Below are 9,367 nucleotides of genomic sequence, written 5' to 3' on the forward strand. Positions count from 1 at the left end.
GGTTTATTTGCTATAGTAGAATGAGTGATTTTACTTGGGTTAGTGATTGATATGCAGCATTTAAATTATAACCATTTATATTATTTTTGGATGGTACAAAAAAAGGGTTCAGTAACTAAAGCGGCTGAAGCATTGTGTTTGGCCCCGCAAACCATAACCGGGCAAATTCGCGCATTAGAAGAGCGATTAAAAGGCACGTTATTTAAGCGTGTCGGCCGTAACTTAGTCGCAACCGAGTTGGGCGAATTAGTATTTCGTTATGCCGATAAAATGTTTAGCTTGAGTTACGAAATGCTCGATTTACTCAATTATCAGAAAGATAATTCACTATTATTTGAAGTGGGAATTGCCGATGCCTTATCTAAGGCCTTGGTGAGTAGAGTATTGTTAACCGTTATCCCTGATGATAGTTCGGTTCACTTGGCGTGTTATGAATCAACACATGAAAGTTTAATTGAGCGTTTACGTGAACATAAGCTTGATATGATCTTATCTGATTGCGCCGGTGGTTCATTGAAGTTTCCTGAAATTTTATCCAAAAAACTGGGTGAATGTGGGGTGAGTTTCTTTTCGGCTGAAACGATTTCAGTCCCTTTTCCCGCGTGTCTTGAGCAGCGTAAATTACTCATACCGGGTAAACGGACGTCATTAGGACAACAATTACATGGTTGGTTTGCTGAAAAAAATCTTAATGTCAGTATTTTGGGGGAGTTTGACGATGCAGAAATGATGAAGGCGTTCGGTTATTTTAATCGAGGTATTTTTGTCGCACCGTCTATTTATCGTCATGATATACTGTCTCAAGGTATGGTATTACTTGGTGAAACCACCGATATTAAAGAAGAGTATCATGTGATGTTCGCTGAGCGAATGATCCAGCATCCGGCGGTAAAATCATTACTGGCTACGGATTTTAGTGATTTATTTGCAGGACGAGATCTACAAGTACAAGATTTTGAAAACCGTATAAGCTAGCTTGTGATATAGACATCAGGAGATTTGTGTTGGAATTAATGAATATAGCTCGTGTACGCTGGGCATGCCGTCGCGGAATGTTAGAATTAGATGTATTGTTTCAACCCTTTGTCGAAGCCCAATATGAAGCCATGACTGATGATGATAAAAACACTTTTATTCGTTTATTAGAGTGTGAAGATCCGGAGTTATTTGCTTGGTTTATGGGCCATGAACAATGCCCAGATCCATTGTTCGCCAATATGATAGTCAAAGTCCGTGGCAGAGCCGCACCTTAACCCGCCTGTTGATTTATTGGTCAGTACTAGCACTCATATGCAACAATTTGCATTGAGTGCTTCATTTTTGCAGCGTGCTGCCTTAGTCGTATCATTTGCTGTTGTATTAACGAGCTTTTTAGCTTGGCCTTATTTGCCTTCATTGATATATCACTCCGTACAAATGTTGTTATTCATTATTGTCATCGTCATTTTTGCTTACTGTTGGCGTAGTGTATCGCGCTGGCATTGTTTACTTACTTTGGGTGACAAAAAGGCGGGGACGTTAGTACAGCGGGGCAATGGAAATTCCAATAAAATAATACTCACTAAAAGAGCGTTTATTAGTCCATTACTGTGCGTTATTTTTTTACAACATCTTCAAACGGGTGATAACAGAATATTGTTGGTGTGGAGTGATATGTTAGACGACACAGCATATCGAAATCTGTGTCGTCTGTTATTATTAAGTCATTGATGGTGTGAAACTGAGTCACATTAGCAGAAGTTAACGGTTAGGTTGTAAAATGGTTGGTTTAGGATCATCAATTTGTTCAGGATAATCAATATTATAATGAAGCCCTCGACTTTCTTTACGTTCCATTGCACACCGAATAATCAATTCTGCAACTTGTACCAAGTTACGTAGCTCTAATAAATTATTGCTGACACGGAAGTTTGAATAATATTCTTCAATCTCTTGTTGAAGCATTAAGCATCTTCGAAGTGCTCGCTCTAATCGTTTATCTGTTCTGACAATGCCCACATAATCCCACATAAAGAGTCGTAGTTCGTGCCAATTATGGGCGATGACGACTTCTTCATCAGAGTTAGTGACTTTACTCTCATCCCATACTGGTATCGGGCAAGGCATCGGAATTTTATGCAACAGACCTTCGATATCTTGTGAAGCTGCACGGGCAAATACTAAACACTCGAGTAGTGAATTGCTCGCGAGTCTATTAGCGCCATGTAAGCCTGTGTAAGCCACTTCACCAATAGCATATAAGCCATTAATATCGGTTTGACCATGAAGGTCCGTCATCACACCACCACATGTGTAGTGCGCTGCTGGAACGGCTGGAATAGGGTCTTTGGTGATATCAATGCCCAACTCAAGACAACGCTGATAAATGGTTGGAAAGTGTTTAATGATAAAATCAGCAGGTTTATGGCTGATGTCTAAATAGACACAATCGGCACCCAAACGTTTCATTTCATAATCAATGGCGCGAGCAACAATATCGCGAGGAGCGAGTTCTGCTCTTTCGTCGAAGTCGGGCATAAAACGGCTGCCATCTGGACGACGTAAATAAGCACCTTCACCGCGTAATGCTTCAGTTAATAGGAAGTTTCTGGCATTAGGGTGAAATAAACACGTTGGATGGAATTGATTAAATTCCATATTGGCAATACGACAACCTGCACGCCATGCCATTGCAATACCGTCGCCACTGGCTATATCAGGATTAGAGGTGTATTGGTAAACTTTTGAGCTGCCACCTGTTGCTAGTGCAACAAACTTGGCTCTTACGGTTTCTACATGTTCCTCATCGCGATTCCACACATAAGCACCAAGTACACGGTTACCCGGTCGATGCAATTTACGAGTGGTGATTAAATCAATCGCATTGTAACGTTCAAGTACTTGTATGTTTGGGTGAGCGATTGCACGTTCTTGCAAAGTGGTTTGCACCGCTTTACCAGTTGCATCGGCAGAATGCAGAATACGACGATGGCTATGCCCACCTTCACGAGTTAAGTGATAAGGGGCTGTACTATTATCGACTCCAGCTAAGGTTTCTTCTTTATCAAATGCCACACCACAATTAATTAACCATTGCATTGCGCTTTTTGCATTTTCTGCGGTGTATGTCACAACTGATTTATCGCATAATCCGGCGCCAGCGATTAAGGTATCGTTGACGTGGGACTCAATTGTGTCGCCTTCATCAAAAACAGAGGCGATTCCACCTTGAGCATATAATGTTGACCCTTCTGATAATGGGCCTTTAGAAAGAAGAATTACTTTTGATTTTTCAGCAAGATGTAGTGCTAAAGTTAGTCCTGCAGCACCGCTGCCGATGACCAAAATGTCAGATTGGTGTTCAACTGCTTGTTTCATCAGGTATCATGGTGTGGCTTTGTGGTTTGATCATAGTAAATCAAATAACCGAGACAGGGTACTTTTACAGCGTATTTTATTGTGATTTTGCTTAGATATTTTGTTTATATGTAAAATAAATTAATTTTTTTTAATTCAATATCGAACTTTCTTCATATCAGTAGGTCTACTTATATGAACAGGATTCGAGCGACTGAGAAATCAGCATTACAGATTTAGGAGTAGTCGGCTCGGATGAGTGGACAATATAGTGATCAACAATTAGTTGAACGAGTACAGCAAGGCGATAAAAATGCATTTAACCTGTTAGTGCTGAAGTATCAAAATAAAGTGATGAGTTTGATTTCCAGATATGTTCGCAATCAAGCGGATGTTGCGGATGTGACACAAGAAGCCTTTATTAAAGCGTATAGAGCATTAGCAAATTTTCGTGGTGAAAGTGCATTTTATACTTGGTTGTATCGTATTGCGGTAAACACCGCAAAAAACCATCTTACATCGCAAGGGCGCAGAGCACCTGCAAACGATGTCGATATAGAAGATGCAGAATATTATGAAGGCAGTGATGCGTTAAAAGAGTTTGCATCACCAGAGCGGTTATTAATGAAAGATCAAATGAGTAAAGTGATCTTCGATACGCTCGATACTCTGCCTGAAGAATTAAAAATGGCAATATCACTCAGAGAGCTAGAAGGTATGAGTTATGAAGATATTGCTAATATAATGGATTGCCCTGTTGGCACAGTAAGATCGCGTATCTTTCGTGCTCGAGAAGCAATCGACAAACAGCTCCAGCCTTTGCTGGAAAAGTAACAGTCTTAACCTTAGATAGGTGAATAATGCTTAAATCAAGTCAAGAGTGGGTATCTGCAGCAGTTGATGGTGAAGCCGATGATAAAACATTGGCGCAGCTTTCTGCCGACGTTGATTCACATGATGAGTGGCAACGCTATCACATGATAGGCGATGCAATGCGCGGCGAGCTGCCGGCAGCCATTGACTTAGACCTTTTCGCTAGCATCACTGCAGCAATTGAGCTTGAACCGACAATTATTATGCCTCAAGCCAAACAAAGTGAGTTAGCTGAGAAAGTTAGCACTCCACAGCAAGTTGCAGTGGGTTCAAACGTGGTGCCATTTTTCAAACAGTTTGGCCAATATGCTATTGCTGCAACAGTTGCTATGGTGGCTATTGTTGGGGTACAAAACTACAACCAAACCAATGATGCTGAGTCACCGTTACCGGTATTAATGACTCGTCCATTAGTGGGCAGTGTGTCTCCGGTAAGCTATCAGACTGGTGCAGTACAAAATCAACAAAGCTATTCTAATGAGCAAGTTATAGAACAGCGTCGCCGTATTAATGCTTATATCCAAGATCACATGTTACAACAACGCTTAAATCCAGGTGTTGCTGTTGATGATAATAGCGTGCAAGATGCAGCGGTAAACCCATAATCCGTCGGCAGAATCTTGTCTTACCATGTTAGGAGTTAGCTTGCGCCTTATCCTGCTAGCACTGTTAGTGTTAACCTTTCCAACACACGCTGAAGATGATTTATCTGCTAAAGCTTGGCTTAAGAATATGAGCCAAGCAATGCACGATAAGCAATATAAAACCTCTATTATTCAGCTACAAGCCGACCATATCCGTCCGCTTGTTTACATTCATGGCATTGTCGATAATAAAGAAGTCGCATTACTTGAATACCTTAATGGCCCTCCTAAAAATGCAGTGCGAGTGGGTAATACAGTTACGTTCATAGAACATGACCAACCGGCTTACAGTGTTGTCGCTCCTCGTATTCAGGGAATTTGGCCAGCTGCTTTAGCGGGAGATTTAAGTCAGCTTGAAAAAGGCTATCAGTTTGTTATTGGCGGTCGGGGACGTATTGCTGGACGCCCAGGTCAAATGATCCGTTTACTCGCCAATGATGACAATCGTTATGACGCTCAAGTGTGGATTGATATGGACACTTATTTGCCATTACGTTTTGACTCCCTCAATAAAGAAAAACAATTACTTGAACAAACCATGGTAATTGAGCTGATTGAATTAACCGAACCTGCGAACATTTTAATTGAAGCTGCAAAGCAAGAATGGCCTGCAGTGATGAACCAAGCGGAACGCACCGATGGTAAAAACTGGCAATTTACTTGGTTACCAGAAGGATTTGATGTGGTTGTTCGCGATCATCACCGTTTGATCGGCATTCACGAGCCCGTTGAATATGTGGCGTTAACGGATGGATTAGCCAATATTTCTGTTTATGTCGCGCGAGCTGGAGAAAATCCAATGCCCAATGAACTGCTTATTCGTAATGGTTTATCCATGGTAGTCGTTAAGGTAGGTACGCTTGAAGTTGTTGCTATTGGTAAGGTTCCTTCTGAAACATTAGACAAGATAGCCAATAGTTTAGTGTTAAAATAAACAGTGTTCATTAACACGAAAGCCGTGACAACAATATTTTGTGTCACGGCTTTCGTGTTTCTAGTGGCAAATTAGAAATGATATAGCTTAGCGGTAAACTTGCTTAGCCAATGAGTTGCATTGTGCTAAAATTACCTCCTAATTTTATGGTTTGAGCTGATTAAATGAAGAGCCACATGTCCGAGTCATCTACATCCACTATGATGGAAGAAATTGCCCGCGTGGTTGATTATCAACAGGGCTGGGTAACCGTTGAGGTAGAATTAAAAAGTGCATGTAACCATTGTGCCAGCAGTGAGAATTGTGGCACGTCGACGATAGCTAAAGCTTTTTCGGTTCATACACAACGGTTTTCATTACCGAGTGAAAAACCTTGCCATAGCGGTGATTTGCTTAAAATCGGCTTACCTGAAAGCGTTATCATTAAAGCAGCGGCATTAGTGTATTTATTGCCGTTAATAGGGTTATTTTTATCTGCAATGATAGGGCATATGCTGGCCGCTGGAATAGGATTAAGTACGAATGGTTTTGCTATGGCTTTTGGTGCATTAGGCGCATTGGTTGCTTGGTTTATTGGTAAACACTTTGCCACTGAACTTGAGGCTCACGCCACACCCGTTATCATTACCTATTTAGGCCAAGAAGTGGGTATTATCAGTGCGAGTCATTAGTGAGTATTTTCCACATTTATACTGATGGATTATGATGCCGTGTAACATGTTGAACCATCTCTTTGAACCTCAAAATGTGTGTTCATGCACTCGAAAACCTCCTGTAATGGTCAATAATCGCTCCAAAATGGATACTATTGTTTAATCTGATTGGTATTACCCCCCCAATCAGGTACAATTTGCCACCTTAATTTTCATCATTTTAGTAGTAGTCATTGCAGCATAATGAAACACATTAGAAACTTCTCGATTATTGCCCATATCGACCATGGTAAATCAACTTTATCCGATCGCCTGATTCAGGTATGTGGCGGCTTAACTGACCGTGAAATGGCTGCACAGGTTTTAGATTCAATGGATCTAGAACGTGAGCGTGGCATTACGATTAAAGCCCAAAGTGTCACCTTAGATTACCATGCCAAAGATGGTAACACTTATCTACTCAACTTCATTGATACACCCGGCCACGTTGACTTCTCTTATGAAGTATCACGTTCTTTGGCTGCATGTGAAGGTGCACTATTAGTAGTTGATGCTGGTCAAGGCGTAGAAGCTCAGACATTAGCAAACTGCTATACCGCACTAGAAATGAATTTAGACGTAGTTCCTGTATTAAATAAAATTGACCTACCTCAGGCTGAACCAGACCGTGTTGCAGCAGAGATTGAAGACATTGTTGGCATTGACGCCATGGATGCTGTGCGTTGTTCAGCAAAGACAGGTGTTGGTGTTGATTTAGTACTAGAGGAAATTATTGCGAAAATTCCTCCTCCAGTGGGTGATGAATCTGCGCCTTTACAAGCGTTAATTATTGACTCGTGGTTTGATGCATACCTTGGTGTTGTGTCGTTAGTACGTATTAAGAATGGTATTCTTAAAAAAGGTGAAAAATTTAAAGTGATGTCCACTGGACAGAACTATAACGCTGATCGCGTTGGTATTTTTACACCAAAAGAAAAAGATAAAACAGAACTTCGTGCTGGTGAAGTGGGTTATGTTATTTCTGGTATTAAAGAAATTCACGGTGCGCCAGTAGGCGATACCTTAACTCATGCAAAACATGGCGCAGACAAACCGCTACCAGGTTTTAAACGTGTTAAGCCTCAGGTTTATGCTGGTGTATTCCCGATTTCTACCGATGAATATGAAAGCTTCCGTGATGCGTTAAATAAATTAAGTTTGAATGATGCATCACTGTTCTTCGAACCAGAAACGTCATCAGCGTTAGGTTTTGGTTTCCGTATAGGTTATCTCGGCCTTCTCCACATGGAGATTGTTCAGGAGCGTTTAGAGCGCGAATATAATTTGGATTTGATTACGACGGCACCCACAGTGGTGTACGAAGTTATCATGAACAATGGTGAAACGATTTACGTTGATAACCCATCGGGCTTACCAGCGCTAAATAATATCGAAGAAATTCGTGAACCGATTGTTGAAGCCAATATATTAGTGCCAAAAGAATACTTAGGTAACGTGATTACCTTGTGTATTGAAAAGCGTGGCTCGCAAACCAATATGGTTTATCACGGTAACCAAGTGGCCGTGACTTATCATTTGCCGATGGCTGAAGTGGTAATGGATTTCTTTGACCGTCTTAAGTCAACGAGTCGGGGTTATGCATCATTAGAGTATAACTTTATCCGTTTTGATCCTGCAGATATGGTGCGATTAGACATCCTAATCAATGGCGACAGAGTTGATGCATTAGCGATGATTATTCACCGCAGTAATATTCGTCATCGTGGTTTGGCATTGGTTGAAAAGATGAAAGAACTGATCCCTCGCCAAATGTTTGATATTGCTATTCAGGCTGCTGTTGGTAGTCAGATTATTGCTCGTTCAAGTATTAAAGCATTACGTAAAGATGTAACCGCTAAGTGTTATGGTGGTGACGTTTCACGTAAGAAGAAACTACTTAACAAGCAGAAAGAAGGTAAAAAACGCATGAAGCAAGTCGGTAACGTTGAAGTGCCACAAGAGGCATTCTTAGCGGTATTGAAACTTAACGATTAATTATAATTAATTGTTTTAGTGTGCTAGTGCCTGTTGATCTTTGCTGGTTAAATTTTGTTCGAGATAAAAACGTTTTAATCGAGGCGAGTGGATTGCTGCCTAGTAATCTAAGCACCACTTGATTCACAAAGAATCACTCAACAAAGAGTAAAACGTTTTTAGCCGAACCCTTCGGGCAGCGTTTGTTGGACATTTTTACTGCGTTATCGGCTTTTTATGTAGAATAACTACACTACAAAGCCTCTGCCTTGTATAAATGACCAACAATTCGCAGCAAAAACAACCTTGAAAGATCAACAGACACTAAACGCCGCGTATTGCGGCGTTATCGTTACTTTTACTATATATTTTGTAACACTCAACTGGGTGAATGTTTATTCGTTAATCACCATACTGGATTGAGTTATTCTGAGCCTTTGCTCAAGATATATGGATCCAACACACCCAGCAGGAGATAAATCAGTAATGGCAGCCTATTTTTCGCTCATTTTAGTGCTCGTAACCTTAGTCAGTGGGCTTATTTGGTTAATTGATGTGGTATTTTTTGCGCCTAAACGCCGCGAAAGCTTATTAGCAGCACAAGCTAACTCAGCCCAGTTAAGTGCAGATGCGATAGATAAAATCATCCGTGAGCCTGTGTTAGTTGAAACTGCACATTCGATTTTTCCGGTTATCGCCTTTGTGATGATTTTACGCTCGTTTATTTATGAACCATTTCAAATCCCATCAGGTTCGATGATGCCGACACTCTTGGTTGGTGATTTCATATTAGTTGAAAAATTCAGTTACGGATTACGCGATCCTGTATGGCGCAGCAAGCTGGTTGAAACCGGTGAACCTGAGCGCGGAGATGTATTTGTATTTAAATATCCTGAAAATCCAAAAATTGACTA

10 protein-coding genes are annotated in these 9,367 nt (G+C 40.9%); 9 read left to right on the forward strand and 1 reads right to left on the reverse strand.

All coding sequences use genetic code 11. The features are described from left to right. Nucleotides 1-51 precede the first annotated feature (51 nt). The 3 genes from nhaR to CXF78_RS02880 are packed head-to-tail and all read left to right on the forward strand — an operon-like array spanning nucleotide 52 to nucleotide 1,710. Nucleotides 52-975: a transcriptional activator NhaR gene (nhaR, locus tag CXF78_RS02870; protein WP_102035931.1), complete on the forward strand. Its 924-nt coding sequence runs from the start codon at nucleotides 52-54 to the stop codon at nucleotides 973-975. A 29-nt stretch (nucleotides 976-1,004) separates the two neighbouring features. Then, nucleotides 1,005-1,253, forward strand: coding sequence for an FAD assembly factor SdhE (locus tag CXF78_RS02875; protein WP_102035925.1), 249 nt, complete (start codon nucleotides 1,005-1,007; stop codon nucleotides 1,251-1,253). After that, nucleotides 1,234-1,710: a protein YgfX gene (locus CXF78_RS02880; RefSeq protein ID WP_102035926.1), complete on the forward strand. Its 477-nt coding sequence runs from the start codon at nucleotides 1,234-1,236 to the stop codon at nucleotides 1,708-1,710. The genes CXF78_RS02875 and CXF78_RS02880 overlap by 20 nt, the downstream gene beginning before the upstream one ends. Before the next feature lie 30 nt (nucleotides 1,711-1,740). On the opposite strand, the gene nadB is transcribed toward CXF78_RS02880, so the two are convergent. Further along, complete coding sequence (nadB, locus tag CXF78_RS02885) at nucleotides 1,741-3,357, reverse strand: L-aspartate oxidase (RefSeq protein WP_102035927.1); 1,617 nt, start codon at nucleotides 3,355-3,357, stop codon at nucleotides 1,741-1,743. A gap of 234 nt (nucleotides 3,358-3,591) precedes the next feature. On the opposite strand from nadB, the gene rpoE reads away from it, so the two are divergent. The 6 genes from rpoE to lepB form a co-directional block, all read left to right on the forward strand. Beyond that, nucleotides 3,592-4,170: an RNA polymerase sigma factor RpoE gene (rpoE, locus tag CXF78_RS02890; protein WP_011638383.1), complete on the forward strand. Its 579-nt coding sequence runs from the start codon at nucleotides 3,592-3,594 to the stop codon at nucleotides 4,168-4,170. A 26-nt stretch (nucleotides 4,171-4,196) separates the two neighbouring features. Then, nucleotides 4,197-4,814: a sigma-E factor negative regulatory protein gene (locus CXF78_RS02895; RefSeq protein ID WP_011638382.1), complete on the forward strand. Its 618-nt coding sequence runs from the start codon at nucleotides 4,197-4,199 to the stop codon at nucleotides 4,812-4,814. A gap of 40 nt (nucleotides 4,815-4,854) precedes the next feature. Continuing rightward, nucleotides 4,855-5,787, forward strand: coding sequence for a MucB/RseB C-terminal domain-containing protein (locus CXF78_RS02900; RefSeq protein WP_102035928.1), 933 nt, complete (start codon nucleotides 4,855-4,857; stop codon nucleotides 5,785-5,787). Between the two features lie 200 nt (nucleotides 5,788-5,987). Further along, nucleotides 5,988-6,458, forward strand: coding sequence for a SoxR reducing system RseC family protein (locus tag CXF78_RS02905; protein WP_180957035.1), 471 nt, complete (start codon nucleotides 5,988-5,990; stop codon nucleotides 6,456-6,458). A 225-nt stretch (nucleotides 6,459-6,683) separates the two neighbouring features. Continuing rightward, nucleotides 6,684-8,474: a translation elongation factor 4 gene (gene lepA / locus CXF78_RS02910; RefSeq protein ID WP_011638379.1), complete on the forward strand. Its 1,791-nt coding sequence runs from the start codon at nucleotides 6,684-6,686 to the stop codon at nucleotides 8,472-8,474. A 465-nt stretch (nucleotides 8,475-8,939) separates the two neighbouring features. Further along, nucleotides 8,940-9,367, forward strand: a 428-nt coding sequence (gene lepB, locus CXF78_RS02920) for a signal peptidase I (RefSeq protein ID WP_102035930.1), incomplete at its 3' end; no start/stop codon positions are given.

The sequence above is a fragment of the Shewanella sp. 11B5 genome, assembly GCF_002836795.1.
Taxonomy (GTDB): Bacteria; Pseudomonadota; Gammaproteobacteria; order Enterobacterales; family Shewanellaceae; genus Shewanella; species Shewanella frigidimarina.